A 14,948-nucleotide genomic window follows, 5' to 3' on the forward strand; every position below is an offset into this window, starting at 1 on the left:
GGAGAGGGAGCGCGCGGGGGTGAGGGCAGGGGAGCGAATGCACTGCGTGCCCTCACCCTCCCACCGCTGCGCGGCGGGCTCCTCCCTCTCCCCTGAGGGGAGAGGGCTTTTGCTCAGGCGTCGATGCTGGTGCCTAGCGAGGCGTGGACAAGGCCGCCGTCGACGGTGATAGTTTCGCCGATCACGTAATCACCGGCACGGCTGGCGAGATAGATCGCGGCGCCGGCCATGTCCTCGTCGACGCCGACCCGCTTAGCGGGGATCCCCTGCGCAACCGCGTCGCCGTGATCGCGGGCCGCCTTGTTCATGTCGCTGGCGAACGCACCGGGGGCGATCGAGGTGACGTTGATCGAATCGGTCACGAGCCGCGCGGCCATGCGCTTGGTCAGGTAGATCAGCGCCGATTTCGACGCGTGATAGCTGTAGGTTTCCCACGGGTTGAGGCGCTGGCCGTCGATCGAGGTGATGTTGATGACCTTGGCCGGCCGATCGCGCGAGCCCGAGGCCTTGAGCGCCGCGTGAAGCGCCTGGGTCAGGAAGAAGGGCGATTTGACGTTGAGGTCCATGACCTTGTCCCAGCCGACCTCCGAAAACTCCTCGAACGGCACGCCCCAGGCCGCACCCGCATTGTTGACGAGGATGTCGAGTTGGCTTTCATGCTCGGCGAACTGCGCCGCGAGCGCCTTGCAGCCGGCGACGGTCGAGACGTCCTGCGGCAGCGCGATGCAGTTGGGGCCGAGTTCGGCCGCCGCGGCTTCGCAGACATCCGCCTTGCGCGACGAGATATAGACCTTCGCGCCCTGCGCGATGAAGCCCGCCGCAATCATCTTGCCGATGCCGCGGCTGCCGCCGGTGATCAGTGCGACGCGGCCGTCGAGACGGAACAGGGTGGTCGTATCCATGCGGCATCCTCCAGAGATTTTTGCGACTGGTATCGCCGCGCGCCGCGCGTAGCAAACCCGTTTTTCGAATTGCCGTGGTTTGACGAGGTGGTGCGCCGTACTGTCATCGCAAAGCCGGCCCTACTGCGCTCTCTTGATGGGTGCGGGACTAACGATCCCGGCCCGCATGCGCGTGTCCGCTGCATCAGCGGCAGAACATCGGAAAAGGGCGGCATGGTCGGCTAAAAAAGGGGCTCGTCGGCGCGACAACACGCTTCGTCGGATATGGTTCCGCGGCGACTTTCAATTAAATCGAACCTCCCGTAGCCAGGCTGTGACGAACGGGTTTTGACCGGGGGGTCTCGATGAATTTCAAGGCGTTAGCAGCGCGTTTTGCGCTGGTGGTATCGTGCGGCCTGATGACGGCCACACCGGCAGCGGCCCAGTTCTGGCAGTGCGTGACCTTTGCCCGCTCGGTGTCGGGCATCGAGATCCGCGGCAACGCGAACACCTGGTGGAGCCAGGCCGAGGGCCGCTACGAGCGGGGCCATGCACCAAAGGCCGGTGCCGTCCTCGCTTTCTCGCCGACCTCGCGGATGCGCGTCGGCCATGTCGCGATGGTCTCGAAGGTCGTCAGCGACCGCGAAGTGCTCCTGACCCATGCCAACTGGTCGCGTCGCGGTGCGATCGAAACGAATGTTCGCGCGATCGACGTGTCCGACGCGGGTGACTGGAGCATGGTCAAGGTCTGGTACGGGCCGCAGGGCGATCTCGGCACCTCGGCCTATCCGACCAAGGGCTTCATCTATTCAGGCCATGCACCGCGCGGCGAGATGCTCGACGCCCCCGCCCAGCCGTCGCTCCAGATGGTCAGCGCGCCCAGCGCGACGCAGCGCGCCAACGCCGCTCAGCTCGCCACGGTGCAGCATGGCCCGACCGACCCGCGCGGCATCTTCACGCTCGTAAACGACGCGGGCTGAACCAGTTAAGCGATTACCGGGCCGCCATCGCCCGGAACGTCAGCGCATCGCCGTTCATGCAATAGCGCTTTCCCGTCGGCTTGGGGCCGTCGTCGAACACATGGCCGAGATGCCCGCCGCAGCGTCGGCAATGCACCTCGGTCCGCGCCATCCCGAGCGTCGAATCGACCCGGGTCCGCACGGCATTGGGCAAGGGCTGCCAGAAGCTCGGCCATCCCGTCCCGCTCTCGAACTTGGTCTTTGACGAAAAGGCGGGCAGCGCGCAGCCGGCACAGGAAAAGATCCCGGCGCGATGTTCGCCGTTGAGCGGGCTCGAATAGGGTCGCTCGGTTCCTTCCTTGCGCAGCACGTTATAGGCATCCGGCGACAGCTTCTTGCGCCACTGCGCGTCGCTCAGTGTGACCTCGAAGCGTTCGGCGGCCTGGGCGGACTGCGACGAGCAGCCCCAGAGGGCAAAGCCCGCCGCGCCGGCGCCGGCGAGCGTGAGGAACGTGCGGCGATCGGGCGATGTGTGTGTCATGGTCATGATATAAGTACGAACCTTGCCGCGAACAGGATGCGCGCGGAGGCGGGCGATGAAAGTCAGTAGCGGCTGATCTCGACCGGGAGCGAACGATAGCCGTGGACGAAACACGCGGCGACCCGGGTGGGGGCGCCGACCACGTTGATCCGCATGCGGCGCTTCGCCATTTCCTCGAGCAGGATCGCGAGCTGCATCTCGGCGAGCCTCGCCCCGACGCAACGGTGGATGCCGTGGCCGAAGGCGAGATGGCGCCGCGCATTGGGACGGTCGACGCGGATCGCGTCGGCATCGTCGCCAAACACGCTTTCGTCGCGATTCGCCGAGAGATACCAAAGGGCCAGCTTGTCGCCGGCCTTGATCGACTGGCCCTGCAATATGGTATCCTGCGTTGCGGTGCGCCGCATGTGCGCGAGCGGTGTCTGCCAGCGGAGGATCTCGCTCACGGCGTTGGGAATGAGCGCCGGATCCGCTTCGAGCATGGCGCGGGCGTCGGGAAACGCGTCGAGGCCATAGGCCAGCGCCGACATCGAGTTGCGCGTCGTGTCGTTGCCCCCGACGATCAGGAGGATCAGGTTTCCGATGAATTCGTGATGCTCCATATGCGCCATCGCATCCGAATGGATCATCATCGAGATCAGGTCGGGCGTCGGCGGCCGGTCGATCTTGGCGTTCCAGAGCGTCTGGAAATAGGCCCCGCAATCAAACATATGCGCGAGCCGCTGCTTGCGCGTCTCCTCGTTCTTGACGAGTTCGATGTCGCCCGCCCAGTCCGACCACAGGGTCAGCTTGCGCCGATCCTCCCAGGGGAAATCGAACAGGATCGCCAGCATCTGCGTCGTCAGTTCGATCGCGACGCGGTCGACCCAGTCGAACGGCGTGTTCCAGTCGAGCCCGTCGAGGATCTCCGCGGTGCGCCGGCGGATGTCGGCTGCCATGCGGGTCATCTCGCTCGGCGTGAAGGCGGGGGCCACCGTGCGGCGCTGGCTGGTGTGGATCGGGCGATCGCGCGCGATGAACATCGGCATGCGGACGTCGCGATCGCGGTCAAAATCGGCGAGCGTGATGCCGCCGGCTTCGGAGGAATAGAGGTCGGGCAGCGATTCGACCTCGACGATCCCCCGGTAGTTCGAGACCGACCAATAGGGGCCGTAATCCGAGCTCGCGACATGGTGGACCGGGGCATGGGCGCGAAGGTGGCGGAAGGGGGCGTGCCAGACATCGTCGCGGTAGAGGTCCGCGCGACTGACATCGAGCGGGTCGATAGGCTGTTTTCCGGTTGCCGCCCCGTTGGTTACGCGCTCGCTGATCGGAGCCGTCGTGATTTCGCCTGCAAGCGTCGCCACCCATCACTCTCCTGTTTTCGGGCAGGAGACCAAGTACTGACAGCGATGTCAACAACCTGTGTCAGTGGGGCTTCGCGCGGCGCCAGAAGGGCCGCGCGCTGCCTGACTGGAGCACGCCGCGGCGGAACAGTCGTGCGCCAACGACGATGAAGATCGTCACCCACAGGGCCTGCCAGGCCAGCGCCGCGACGTGCGGCCAGAGCTCGGGGGAATTGGCCGCGTGCCCGGCCATCGCGAAGGGCGAGGAAAGCGGAAACAGCTCGGCGAGCGTCGCGATCCAGCTGCCGGGGCGTGAGACCGCGGCGGAGGAGAGGCCGAACATCGCGACCTGAAGGATCGTGATCGGCAGCGACAGCATCTGGATCTCGCGCATCGTCGAGGCCTGCGCGCCGACGCCGAGAAACACTGATCCCAGAAGCAGATAGGCCATGGTGAAATAGCCCGCGAAGAGCAGCGCGAACATCGGGCCGCCGACTGCGGGACGGAGATCGCCGATCGCCGCCGCCGCGCCTGCGGGAAGCAATGTCGTGACCTGTCCGACGACGGTTCCCCAGAAGGCGACGAACAGCACCGCGACGCCGAACATGCCGATCAGCTTGCCGAAGAACACCGATTCGAGCGGGACCGCGGCGGCGAGCACCTCGATCACCTTGTTGTTGCGTTCCTCGGCCATCGTCCCGACGACCTGGCCCGAGAGGAACAACGTCAGGAAGAAGATCCCGAACACCGCGAAGAAGGCCGACTGATGCTGGCCGCCGACCGATCCGCGCGACCGCGTGATCCGGGTCTTGGTCACGTCGATCGGGGGCAGCGTGCCGCCTGCCTGTTGCGCCGCCAGCGTCGTCTGCGCGAGCGTCGCGAGATAGCCCGCGGCGCGGTCGCCGCGGGGACCATAGAGGATCTGTGGCGCCGCGAGCGGGCCGTAAAGGACTGCGGCGGCGTCGATATCGTTGCGGTCGAAGGCATTGCGCGCCTGTGCCGCCGGATCGGCGGCGGCCGGCTGCGTGGTCAGGTCGGGTGGTCCCTCGCCTGGCCGGAAGATGCCGCGCAGCCGCGTATCCGCCTCGGCCATCATGCGCGACTCGGCGGCGGGGAGGATCGCGATGATCTGCGCCTTGTCCTGCGCGCCGTCGGTGACGCTGGCCGCGCCAAGGCCGCCGACCGCCCCGAAGGCGCCCATGATCAGCGGCGCGAACAGGAAGAGCAGGAAGATCGGGGTGAAGACGGTCGCGGTGAAATCGCGGCGGGCGATGGTGAAGGTCTGGCGCAGCGTGCGGCGGAAGCGGGTCATGGTTGCGCCTCCTGCTGGCCGACGATTCGCACGAACGCCTCGTGCAGCCCGGGGCGTTCGATCGAGAGCCCGGAAATGCCGTATCCTGCGTCGATCAGCCGGACCAGCAGCGTCTCGATCCCGCCGCCCGGCAGTTCGAACCGCCAGCCGTCGCGATCGGGCAGCGCGTCGGGGGGCAGCACGCCGCGGATCGCGGGGTCGGGGCGGTGCGGGGTGTAATGCACGCGCTGGGGCAGGACGCCGCGCGCGTCGTCGACGGTCCCCTCGAACCGGCGCTTGCCGCCGGCGATGATCGCCAGCCGGTCACACAGCCGTTCCGCATGGCTCATGATATGCGTCGAGAACAGGATCGTCGCGCCGCGATCGCGTTCGACAAGGATAAGCTTTTCAAGACGTTCCTGGTTGACCGGATCGAGCCCGGAAAAGGGTTCGTCGAGCACGAGCAGATCGGGCTGATGCACGACCGAGCCGAGCAGCTGGACGAGCTGCGCCATGCCCTTCGACAATTTGCGGATCTTCTCGTCGACCGCATGGCCGAGCCCCGCCCCCTCCATCAGCGTCACCGCGCGCGCACGCCCGGTCTTCCAGTCGAGACCGCGCAGCGCGCCCATGAACGCGATCGCCTCGCGCGCCTTCATCGCGGGATAAAGTCCCCGTTCCTCCGGCAGATAGCCGACATGATCCGAGGCGTCGCGCGGGCTGTCGAAGCCCAGCAGCGTGCGGTGGCCTTCATCGGGTTCGATGATGCCGAGCAGCATGCGCAGCGTCGTGGTCTTGCCCGCGCCGTTCGGGCCGAGCACGCCGTAGATCGCGCCGGTCGGCACGGCGATGTCGACGCCGTCGACCACCCGCCGGTCGCCGAAGCGCTTGACCAGCCCGCCGGCCTTGACCGCCCATTCCTCGCCCACGCGCAAACTTCCTTCAAGCCGAGCGGCTGTGGTAGCGGGCGGACGTGCCCGACGACAAGCCATCCGACCTCGAATCACGCGTGAAGGCCAAGGCGGCCGAACTGGGCTTTGCGGCGTGCGGGATCGCGCGCGCGGATGCGGCGCCGCTGGCGGGCGAACGGCTGCACCAGTGGCTAGCCGAAGGGCGGCATGGCGACATGATCTGGATGGAGGAGCGGCGCGCGCAGCGGGCGAGCCCCGCCGGCCTGTGGCCCGCGGTGCGCAGCGTCATCGCGCTGGGCATGAGCTATGCGCCGAAGGACGATCCGCTGCGGCTGGCGGAGCAAGGCGAGGTCGGCCGGATCTCGGTCTATGCGCAGGGCGCAGATTATCACGACGTCATCAAGCGGCAGCTGAAGGCGCTCGGCCGGTGGCTGGCGAGCGACGCGGTCGGTGTCGAGTATCCGTTCGATCTCAAGGTGTTCGTCGATACTGCCCCGGTGATGGAGAAGCCGCTCGCGGAGGCGGCGGGGCTGGGGTGGCAGGGCAAGCACACCAATCTGGTCAGCCGGACAGAGGGCAGCTGGCTGTTCCTCGGTGCGATCTACACGACGCTCGAACTGAAGGGCGACGCCGCGGGCCGGGATCTGTGCGGGAGCTGTGACGCGTGCCAGCGCGCGTGCCCGACCGATGCGTTTCCGGCGCCCTACAGGCTCGATGCGCGGCGTTGCATCTCGTATCTGACGATCGAGCATGCGGGGGTAATTCCGCATGAATTCCGGGCGGGTATCGGCAACCGCATCTATGGCTGCGACGATTGCCTGGCGGTGTGCCCGTGGAACAAGTTCGCCGCCGCCGCGAACGCCAATCTCGCCTTCGCGCCGCGCGCCGAGCTGGTCGCGCCCGAGATTGCCGACCTGATCGCGCTCGACGATGCGGGATTCCGCCAGGTCTTTGCCGGATCGCCGATCAAGCGGATCGGGCGCGACAAGATGGTGCGTAACGCGTTGATCGCGGCGGGGAATAGTAATGACGCGACATTATCGGAGGGCGTCGCGGCGTTGCTGGGCGACCCGGCGCCGGTCGTGCGCGGGACGGCGGTGTGGGCCTTGTCGCGACTCGACGCGGTGCGATTCGCGGCCGAGAAAGCGGATCGTCGTGGCGGCGAAAATGACGATGGCGTCCGCGCGGAATGGGACCGGGCGAACTTAAGCTGACGCGGGCCAAGTGACGCGCGACAGGGGAAATTATTCACGAACGCCGGTGTAGGGGCGCGCATTCGAGACTTGCCTTGCGGGGGCAATGCGGACAGCGGTGGCGGTCCAAGGGGCGATGATTGCATATGTTGGCATTTTCCACTGCTACGATGGTCGCCGCGCTGGCGGTGCAGGCCGTCGACCCGCTGCCCGTCGCACCGGTCCCGGTTGCGCCGTCGACGGTGGTCGCGGACGAGCAGCGCGTGCCCGAATCGCCCGTCGTGCCGGTATCGCCGCCCGTGGTGCCCGTAGCGCCGGTTGCAGCGCCCCAGACTGTCCCGGTTCCAGCGCCCGTGCCCGCCGAGCCGAACGCGCAGAAGGACATCGTCGTCGTCGGGCAGTCGCGTGATGCGGGGGATCCGCTCCGCGGCGTCAATGCCCAGGCGTTCGGGGCGACGCAGGCGGTCGACAGCGCGGTCGTGGGACCCGTGGCGCGGGTCTACAAGCGCAAGGTGCCGAGCCCGATCCGCAAGGGTATTCACAATTTTCTCTATAACTTGCGCGAGCCGATCGTGTTCGTGAACTTCCTGCTGCAGTTCAAGCCGGGCAAGGCGGCGGAGACGGTCGGGCGGTTCGTGATCAATTCGACGGTCGGCGCGGCGGGGGTCATCGACGTCGCCAAGAAGCGGCCGTTCCGGCTGCCGCGCCGGTCGAACGGCTTTGCCAACACATTGGGGTATCACGGGATCGGCAACGGGCCGTTCCTGTTCCTGCCGCTGGTCGGGCCGACGACGGTGCGCGACCTGATCGGCGGGACGCTCGACCGGTTGCTGTTGCCGACCGCGATCGGGTCGCCGTTCACCGATGCGAGCTATACGGTGCCGGCCGGCGTGCTCGGCGCGCTCGACCACCGCGCCGATTTCGACGAAACTCTCAAGTGTTTGCATGACGATGCGGGCGATCCCTATGCATCGTCGCGCGCCTTCTACCTGCACCGGCGACAGGCGGAGATCGATCATCTCCACCGCCGGCCCCCGGCACCGCCGCCCGAATGCCAGGCGGCGCTGCCCGCGACGCGGATCCCGGTCGGCGCGGCGGGCGCGACCGAAACGGGGCCGCCGCCCGGGCCCTGAGCGGCCTAGCGGCCGCCGTCGCGGCGGGTGAGCGCGGCGACGCAGCTCGCGCGGTCGATCGTGCTGCCGTCGAGCTCGCGCGCGTCGATATAGGTGACCTTGGGCTCGCCCGATCCGGCGGGGTAGAGATAGGCGTCGAGCACGCAAATTCCGCTCTGGAACTGGAGCTTGCGCGCCGCGCCCTCGCGGACATCGGCGTCGGGATCGCCGAACAGCCGGGTCAGGCCGGCGGCGGTCTGGCCGATCACGCGTTCGAGCCCGACGCTGGTATAGGGGATGGCGGGGCGGCCGACCGGCGCGGTCGCGACCGGCGCGGCGCAGCCGGCGAGCGCGAGGCCGAGGGCGATCGCCAGGCCCGGGGCGGACCGCGAGATTGCGAAGCCTTTCAACGCGTTGACACGTGATCTCGTCATCAGCTGGTCCCCCGGGCGCGCACCGCTGCGCGCGTCCCGTGATAAAAATGCGTCGCCATCGCCGCGCCCAGCACGGGGGCGGCGATGTTGAGGATCGGAACCACGAACAGCGCGGTGTTCGCAAGACCCAGCACGAACCGCGACGCCCGCGTCGTCGCACGCCAGCCCCGCATCGCCGCGGCGTCCATGTGGCGCGCCGCGACCATATCGCCGAGATCGCGCCCGAGCAGCCAGCCATTGACCACGAAAAACGCCGCCGCGGTCCCCACACCGGTGACGAGCAGGCCGATATAGACGGGCACCATCAACAGGTTGACGAGCAGCACGCGGAACGCTGAGCGCTGCCCCATCGCGAGGCTGCGCGCGAACGGCACGGGCCGCGCGGTGGCGAGACTAGCGGGATAATGGCGCGCCTCGACCGCGGCGACGACATCGTCGGCGAAGATCCCGACGACCGCGATGGCGACCGCGCGAAACAGGATCCAGACCGCGAGGATGGTCAGGAACAGCGCGACCGCGGCGGCGATCCCGGCCTGGTCGCTGCCCAGCCAGGCGGCGAAAATCGCCTTTGCGCCCAGCCACATGAGCAGGCCGAGCGCGGCGAAGACGAGCAGCGTCACCGCCATCGACTTGGCAAAGACGCGCAGCACCGGCGGATCGCCGAGCTGGCCGAGCGAAAGGAAGAAACCGCGGATCATGCGGCAGCGATGGCCCGCCGCCTCCGGGCCGTCAATGCGGGGCGGCGACTCAGAGCGTGCGGATCAGGCGGACCGCGCGGGCGATCCAGACGGGGCGCTCGATCTGCTGGGGCGCGGCATCGTCGCCGACCGGAATAAGCGTGGGACTGCCGTCGGTTAGCGCGACCAGACGGCCAAAGGCGAAGCGACCGGCGGGGCGGGGGACGAGCACGTCGCGGTAGAGCGCGCTCTCGAATTCGTCGGGGCCGAGCGTGGTGCACCAGAGCACGTCGCCCGTGCGGTAGTCACCGACGCCGGCGGCCACCGTGACCGCGACCTGACCCGGCTCGACATGCGGCGGGGTGGCGAGGTTTGGGCGGGTAGGGGCTTGAATTCCGGTCGAATCCAGGATCGCGACGACGGGCAGATCGGCGCGTTCGGGCATCGTCACGAGATCGACCGCGGCGACGTCGAGCGCGGCGGCGATCCGGTTGAGCCAGCCGACCGACACGGTCCGCGTCCCCGTCTCGAGCCGGCCGATCGTCTGCGCGGTTGTCGGGGGATCACAACGCCTTGCGACGTCGTCGAGCGTCAATCCCTTGGCGCGGCGGACGGCACGGATAGCAGTGATCATCGACAGGCTCCGTCGCTTGCACAAACCAGATAGGTTGTTTTTTCTTGCAATTTCTGGTCGAATATGGCAAGACAATCGGGACTCGGCAAATGGAAAGGGCGGCGCATGCAGGATCTGATCGAGGTCGCGATCGACGGGCGGGGCATGCGGCGGGATGCCAACAGGGAAGGTGAGCGTGAAGCTGACAGGGTCGGTGAGCGGGAGGTGCAGCGGGAAGGTGTCGCGCGTGGCGGGCGGAGCGTCACGGTCAACCGGGCGGAGTCGCCGCTGACCTGGCTGCGGTCGCGCGGGCTGATCGATGCGCGCCAGTTTGCGGCGGGCGAGCGGTTGCGGGCGGCGTACGAGACCGCGTCGATCGCGCCGAGCGTGACGATGCGCTGGACGCCGCGGGTTGATGGCGGCGGGCAGGACACGCTCGACCCGACCGTCGCGCAGATCGCGGCGAAGCGGCGGTTCGACGCGGCGATCGCGGCGGCGGGGCCGGGGCTCGCGGATATACTGTGGCGGGTGGTGTGCGCGGGCGAGGGGCTGCCCGCGGCGGAGCGCGCGCTGTCCTGGCCGGCGCGTGCGGGGCGGCTGGTGCTGACGCTCGCGCTCGATCGGCTCGCGACACATTATGCGGGCGGGCATTATGAGGGCGGGGATGGGGGGCGCGGCTCGCCTTTGCGCGGCGACGGGGTTAAGGGCGCGGCATGCGCTTCGATCTGATCAAATGTCACGGCTCCGGCAACGATTTCCCGCTGATCGACGCGCGTGCGCTGTCGCTGGGCGATGCGGACTGGGCGCGCGTCGCACGCGCGCTGGCGGATCGCGCGGGGCCGGTCGGCGGCGATGGGCTGCTGCTGCTGACCGCGGGTGACGAGGACGGGCGTGCGTTCGGGATGCGGATGTTCAATTCGGACGGGAGCGAATCGGAGACCTGCCTCAACGGGCTGCGCTGCGTCGCGCGCGCGGGGTTCGCCGCGACCGGGCTGACGCGCGCGACCGCTCGGCTGAAGACGAGCGATGCGCTGGTCGTGCGCGACGCGGAGATTGCGCCGGGCGTGTTCACGGTGCGCGAGACCGCGGGGCCGGCGTCGCTCGACGTCGCGGCGTGGCCGATGCATGTCGATGCGGACCAGATCGTCGAGGCGCCGCTGGCCGGACTGCCCTCGACGCGCGCGTTCACCGCGGTGGCGATGCCCAACCCGCATCTGGTGGCGTTCGTCGAGGCGGTCGACGATGCCGAGCTGGTCCGCGTCGGCGAGGCCTGCGAGGCGGCGCCCGACTGGCTGCCCAACCGCGCCAATGTGAGCTTTGTCGAGGTGCGCGGGACCGACCTGTTCGTCCGCACGCATGAGCGCGGGGTCGGGCTGACCGACAGTTGCGGCAGCGCGATGGCGGCGTCGACCTTTGCCGCGTGCCTGACGGGGCGGATCGCGTACGACACGCCGACGACGGTGTTCAACCGCGGCGGGCTGGTCCGCGCCGAGGCGGGGGCGGACGGCATGGTGACGCTGTCGGGCAATGCGACGGTCGAATGGACCGGGTCGGTGACGGTCGATCTCGAGTCCGGCGAACCGGGCGACCTGGTGATTGCGCGGCGGCATGACGAAGAGATTGCCGCCTGGGAAACATTGCGCACCGGAATGTAAAAAAGCGTGTGCATCGTTGCGGCCGGGGTGGCCGTATCTTCGCCGCGGCAGCCGGATCATCGGCGCCGATCAGGAGAGACTGTCATGACCCCCCTGTTTCGTACCACGATCATTGCCGCCGCTGTCGCCGTCAGCGGCACCGCGCTGGTCGCCGCGCAGACCAACCCGATGGTCGGCGGCGCCGCGATGTACCCGACCAAGACGATCGTCGAGAATGCGGTCAATTCGAAGGATCACACGACGCTGGTCGCCGCGGTCAAGGCCGCCGACCTGGTCGAGACGCTGTCGGGACCGGGGCCGTTCACGGTCTTCGCGCCGACCAATGCCGCGTTCGGCAAACTGCCCGCGGGGACGGTCGATACGCTGCTCAAGCCCGAGAACAAGGCGCAGCTGGCGGGCGTGCTGACCTATCATGTCGTGCCGGGGACGATCATGGCCGCCGACATCGCCGCGAAAGCCAAGGCGGATGGCGGGACGGCCAGCTACACCACCGTGCAGGGTGAGCCGCTGATGTTCATGAAGTCGGGCAGCGGCTGGGGCATCATGGACGGCAAGGGGCACAAGGGGCGGATCACGATCGCCGATGTGCGCCAGTCGAACGGGCTGATCCATGTGATCGATACGGTGATGCTGCCGTGAGGGGGTGAGGGTTCGAGCCTCGCGTGCCCTCACCCTCCCACGCTTCGCGTGGGCCTCTCCCTCTCCCCCGGGGGGAGAGGGGTTTTTTTGTCCCTCTCCCCTTGGGGGAGAGGGAAGGAGGAGCCTTTAGGCGACGGGAGGGTGAGGGGTGGTTGGGATGAGGGGTCTCGAGCCTCGCGTGCCCTCACCCTCCCAGGCTTTGCGTGGGCCCCTCCCTCTCCCCCGAGGGGAGAGGGGTATTTTTAGCTGATCAGGAGGCCGGCTAGGGCGGCGGACATGAGGTTGGCGAGGCTGCCGGCGGCGAGGGCGCGGAGGCCGAGTTTGGCGATCATCGGGCGCTGGTTGGGGGCGAGGCTGCCGGTTACCGCCATCTGGATCGCGATCGACGAGAAATTGGCGAAGCCGCACAGCGAGAAGGTGATCACCGCGATCGTCCGCGGGCTGAGCCCGGGTTGGGTGCCAAGCGAGATATAGGCGACGAATTCGTTCAGCACGATCTTCTGCCCGAACAGCCCGCCGGCGATCCCCGCCTCGCTCCACGGCACGTTCAGGAGGAACATGATCGGCGCGAAGACATAGCCGAGCAGACCCTGGAAGCTCAGCCCCGGCAGCCCGATCATGTTGCCGAGCCCGCCGAGCAGGCCGTTGGCGAGCGCGACCAGTGCGACGAACGCCAGCACCATCGCGCCGACCGCGACCGCGAGGCGGACGCCGGTCTGCGCGCCCTGGGCGGCGGCCATGATCAAATTGGCGGGCTTTTCCTCGTCATGCGTCGCCTGCGGCATGGGTTCGCCCGCGGAGGATTCGCCGGGCAGGTCGCCGAGCGCGAGCTCGCCCTCGGGCGGCGTGACGCGGTCGGGCATGATGATCTTCGCCATCAGGATCCCGCCGGGCGCGGCCATGAAGCTGGCGGCGAGGAGATAGTCGATGCGGATGCCCATCGACGCATAGGCCGCGAGGATCGTACCCGCGACGCCGGCCATCCCGCTGGTCATCACGGTGAAGAGCTGCGCGGGGGTGAGGCCGGCGAGATAGGGGCGGATGACGAGCGGCGATTCGCTCTGGCCGACGAAGATGTTCGCCGCCGCGCAGAGCGATTCGACCTTCGACACGCCGATCACCTTCTCGATGCCGCCGCCGACCCAGCGCACCACGAACTGCATGATGCCGAGATAATAGAGGATCGAGACGAGGCTGGCGAAGAAGATGATGACGGGGAGCGCGGCGATCGCGAAGCTCTGGCCGCCGATCTCGGGGGTCGCCATCTTGCCGAACAGGAATTCGGTGCCCTTTTGCGAATAGCCGAGCAGATTGGCGACGCCGCCCGACATGCTGCCGAGCACGACCTTGCCGAAGCTCGAATAGAGCACGAGGATCGCGATGCCCGCCTGGAGCGCGAAGGCGGCGCCGACGATCCGCAGCCGGATCGCGCGGCGGTCGCTCGACAGCAGCACCGCGATGCCGAGGATGACGGCGATGCCTGCAAGGCCGATGATCAGTCTTTCCATGGACGCCCTGCGTTTTGGTACGGTGACACACGCGGCCCCCCGGCTGCGCAAGCGGCCGACATGACACGGGTACGCCGTGCTCGCCAGTCATTTGACGCCTGCACGCTTTCACGGCGCGGTTTCATGGGGGCTAGGCATTTGACGGCGCGCGGCATTTCGCTAGCGTCCGGCGCGATGACCACAGACCTTCCCGCGTTCCCGCGTTCGCTCTTCATTTTCTCTGTCCTCTATGGCGGCATGGTGTGCATCGCCGGCGTGCTGGGGGTGAAACAGGTCGCGCTCGGGCCGCTCGCGGTCGAGGCGGGGATCTTCGCGTTCCTGCTGCTGGTGGTGATCAGCAGCGCGATTTCGGAACTGCACGGGCAGAAGACCGCGACGTTCCTGGTGCGGCTGGGGTTCATTCCGCTGCTGGTGTCGGCGGCGCTGATCCAGCTGGTGCTCGCGCTGCCGCATGATCCGGGGATGTACCCGCCCGCGGTCGACGCCTTCCCGGTCGTCGTCGGGCAGGGCGCGCGGATGATGATGGCGGGGCTGATCTCCTACGGGATCTCGCAGACGCTCAACGTCCTGATCTTCGCGCGGCTGGCGGGGCCGGTCGGGGGCGAGGGGCGGCTGGTGTGGCTGCGCGGGATGATCGCGAGCATCGTGTCGCAGGTGATCGACACGGTGCTGTTCATCACCATCTCGTTCCTCGGCGCGCGGCCGATCGTCGAGCTGATGGCGGGGCAGATGCTGACCAAGGTGGTGCTGTCGGTGGTGCTGGTGCCGTTCGCGATCACCTTCTTCGTGCGGCTGGGGCGGCGGCTGGACCGGGTTTGATCTAGTCCGTCATCCTGACGGACGTCAGGACCCAGGGTCGCGGACGGTGACGCTGCTTGGCTCTGGGTCCTGACGTTCGTCAGGATGACGGAAGGGGGGCAGCGCGGCTTTCGTTCAAGCGCTGCACTGGCTAAGGGGGCGGGATGACCGATCATACGCCCGATCCCGCCCTGCTCGCCAAGGCCGAGACGCTGACCGAGGCGCTGCCCTATCTGCAGCGTTATGCCGGCAAGACCTTCGTCGTGAAATATGGCGGGCACGCGATGGGCGACCCCGAGCTGCAGCGCGATTTCGCCGAGGACATGGTGCTGCTGAAGGCGGTCGGGATCAACCCGGTCGTGGTGCATGGCGGGGGGCCGCAGATCGGCTCGATGCTGAAGCGGCTGGGGG

17 protein-coding genes are annotated in these 14,948 nt (G+C 68.1%); 8 read left to right on the forward strand and 9 right to left on the reverse strand.

Translation table 11 applies throughout. From position 1 onward, the window contains the following. Nucleotides 1-113: 113 nt before the first annotated feature. The gene (locus ASE89_RS02180) at nt 114-902 is read right to left on the reverse strand and encodes an SDR family oxidoreductase (RefSeq protein ID WP_056673612.1); all 789 of its coding nucleotides are present in this window, start codon (nt 900-902) and stop codon (nt 114-116) included. A 344-nt stretch (nt 903-1,246) separates the two neighbouring features. Here ASE89_RS02180 and ASE89_RS02185 point away from each other — a divergent pair, with 344 nt between their 5' ends. After that, on the forward strand, nt 1,247-1,861 hold the full coding sequence (locus ASE89_RS02185; protein WP_082451190.1) for a CHAP domain-containing protein: 615 nt from the start codon (nt 1,247-1,249) through the stop codon (nt 1,859-1,861). Between the two features lie 13 nt (nt 1,862-1,874). On the opposite strand, the gene msrB is transcribed toward ASE89_RS02185, so the two are convergent. The 4 genes from msrB to ASE89_RS02205 all read right to left on the reverse strand — a co-directional run bounded on the left by msrB (nt 1,875) and on the right by ASE89_RS02205 (nt 5,932). Continuing rightward, nucleotides 1,875-2,381 carry a peptide-methionine (R)-S-oxide reductase MsrB gene (gene msrB / locus ASE89_RS02190; RefSeq protein ID WP_031439784.1) on the reverse strand — a complete coding sequence of 169 codons (507 nt, stop codon included), beginning with the start codon at nt 2,379-2,381 and terminating at the stop codon, nt 1,875-1,877. A gap of 62 nt (nt 2,382-2,443) precedes the next feature. Further along, nucleotides 2,444-3,691: a cytochrome P450 gene (locus ASE89_RS02195; RefSeq protein WP_056675164.1), complete on the reverse strand. Its 1,248-nt coding sequence runs from the start codon at nt 3,689-3,691 to the stop codon at nt 2,444-2,446. A gap of 97 nt (nt 3,692-3,788) precedes the next feature. Beyond that, a complete protein-coding gene (locus tag ASE89_RS02200) occupies nt 3,789-5,018 on the reverse strand; it encodes an ABC transporter permease (protein ID WP_056673614.1) in 1,230 nt (409 codons plus the stop codon). Continuing rightward, nucleotides 5,015-5,932 (reverse strand): ABC transporter ATP-binding protein, encoded by a 918-nt coding sequence (locus ASE89_RS02205; protein ID WP_056673618.1) that lies wholly within the window; start codon nt 5,930-5,932, stop codon nt 5,015-5,017. The genes ASE89_RS02200 and ASE89_RS02205 overlap by 4 nt, the downstream gene beginning before the upstream one ends. 38 nt (nt 5,933-5,970) lie before the next feature. On the opposite strand from ASE89_RS02205, the gene queG reads away from it, so the two are divergent. After that, nucleotides 5,971-7,122 (forward strand): tRNA epoxyqueuosine(34) reductase QueG, encoded by a 1,152-nt coding sequence (gene queG, locus ASE89_RS02210; protein WP_056673621.1) that lies wholly within the window; start codon nt 5,971-5,973, stop codon nt 7,120-7,122. A 125-nt stretch (nt 7,123-7,247) separates the two neighbouring features. Then, nucleotides 7,248-8,234: an MlaA family lipoprotein gene (locus ASE89_RS02215; RefSeq protein WP_236701589.1), complete on the forward strand. Its 987-nt coding sequence runs from the start codon at nt 7,248-7,250 to the stop codon at nt 8,232-8,234. A gap of 5 nt (nt 8,235-8,239) precedes the next feature. On the opposite strand, the gene ASE89_RS02220 is transcribed toward ASE89_RS02215, so the two are convergent. From ASE89_RS02220 to ASE89_RS02230, 3 genes are read right to left on the reverse strand one after another with little or no spacing between them, the layout of a single operon-like run. After that, nucleotides 8,240-8,647: a hypothetical protein gene (locus ASE89_RS02220; RefSeq protein WP_056673627.1), complete on the reverse strand. Its 408-nt coding sequence runs from the start codon at nt 8,645-8,647 to the stop codon at nt 8,240-8,242. Next, a complete protein-coding gene (locus ASE89_RS02225; RefSeq protein ID WP_056673632.1) occupies nt 8,647-9,345 on the reverse strand; it encodes an EI24 domain-containing protein in 699 nt (232 codons plus the stop codon). Before ASE89_RS02225 ends, ASE89_RS02220 begins: the two co-directional genes overlap by 1 nt. 49 nt (nt 9,346-9,394) lie before the next feature. After that, nucleotides 9,395-9,958 carry a helix-turn-helix domain-containing protein gene (locus tag ASE89_RS02230; protein ID WP_031440838.1) on the reverse strand — a complete coding sequence of 188 codons (564 nt, stop codon included), beginning with the start codon at nt 9,956-9,958 and terminating at the stop codon, nt 9,395-9,397. A gap of 144 nt (nt 9,959-10,102) precedes the next feature. Here ASE89_RS02230 and ASE89_RS02235 point away from each other — a divergent pair, with 144 nt between their 5' ends. From ASE89_RS02235 to ASE89_RS02245, 3 genes are all read left to right on the forward strand, one after another. Further along, nucleotides 10,103-10,666 (forward strand): DUF6456 domain-containing protein, encoded by a 564-nt coding sequence (locus ASE89_RS02235; RefSeq protein WP_443024339.1) that lies wholly within the window; start codon nt 10,103-10,105, stop codon nt 10,664-10,666. Continuing rightward, nucleotides 10,651-11,592, forward strand: coding sequence for a diaminopimelate epimerase (gene dapF, locus ASE89_RS02240; RefSeq protein WP_056673635.1), 942 nt, complete (start codon nt 10,651-10,653; stop codon nt 11,590-11,592). Before ASE89_RS02235 ends, dapF begins: the two co-directional genes overlap by 16 nt. Nucleotides 11,593-11,676: 84 nt before the next feature. Beyond that, entirely contained in the window at nt 11,677-12,231 is a 555-nt protein-coding gene (locus ASE89_RS02245; protein ID WP_056406915.1) for a fasciclin domain-containing protein, read from the forward strand. A 242-nt stretch (nt 12,232-12,473) separates the two neighbouring features. On the opposite strand, the gene ASE89_RS02250 is transcribed toward ASE89_RS02245, so the two are convergent. Next, the gene (locus tag ASE89_RS02250; RefSeq protein ID WP_031440507.1) at nt 12,474-13,739 is read right to left on the reverse strand and encodes a NupC/NupG family nucleoside CNT transporter; all 1,266 of its coding nucleotides are present in this window, start codon (nt 13,737-13,739) and stop codon (nt 12,474-12,476) included. A gap of 174 nt (nt 13,740-13,913) precedes the next feature. On the opposite strand from ASE89_RS02250, the gene ASE89_RS02255 reads away from it, so the two are divergent. After that, a complete protein-coding gene (locus ASE89_RS02255) occupies nt 13,914-14,558 on the forward strand; it encodes a queuosine precursor transporter (RefSeq protein ID WP_031440508.1) in 645 nt (214 codons plus the stop codon). A 143-nt stretch (nt 14,559-14,701) separates the two neighbouring features. After that, the coding region (argB, locus tag ASE89_RS20945) for an acetylglutamate kinase (protein ID WP_201781517.1) at nt 14,702-14,948 on the forward strand (247 nt) is incomplete at its 3' end.

Source organism: Sphingomonas sp. Leaf30, from assembly GCF_001422525.1.
In the GTDB taxonomy this organism is placed as follows: domain Bacteria; phylum Pseudomonadota; class Alphaproteobacteria; order Sphingomonadales; family Sphingomonadaceae; genus Sphingomonas; species Sphingomonas aerolata.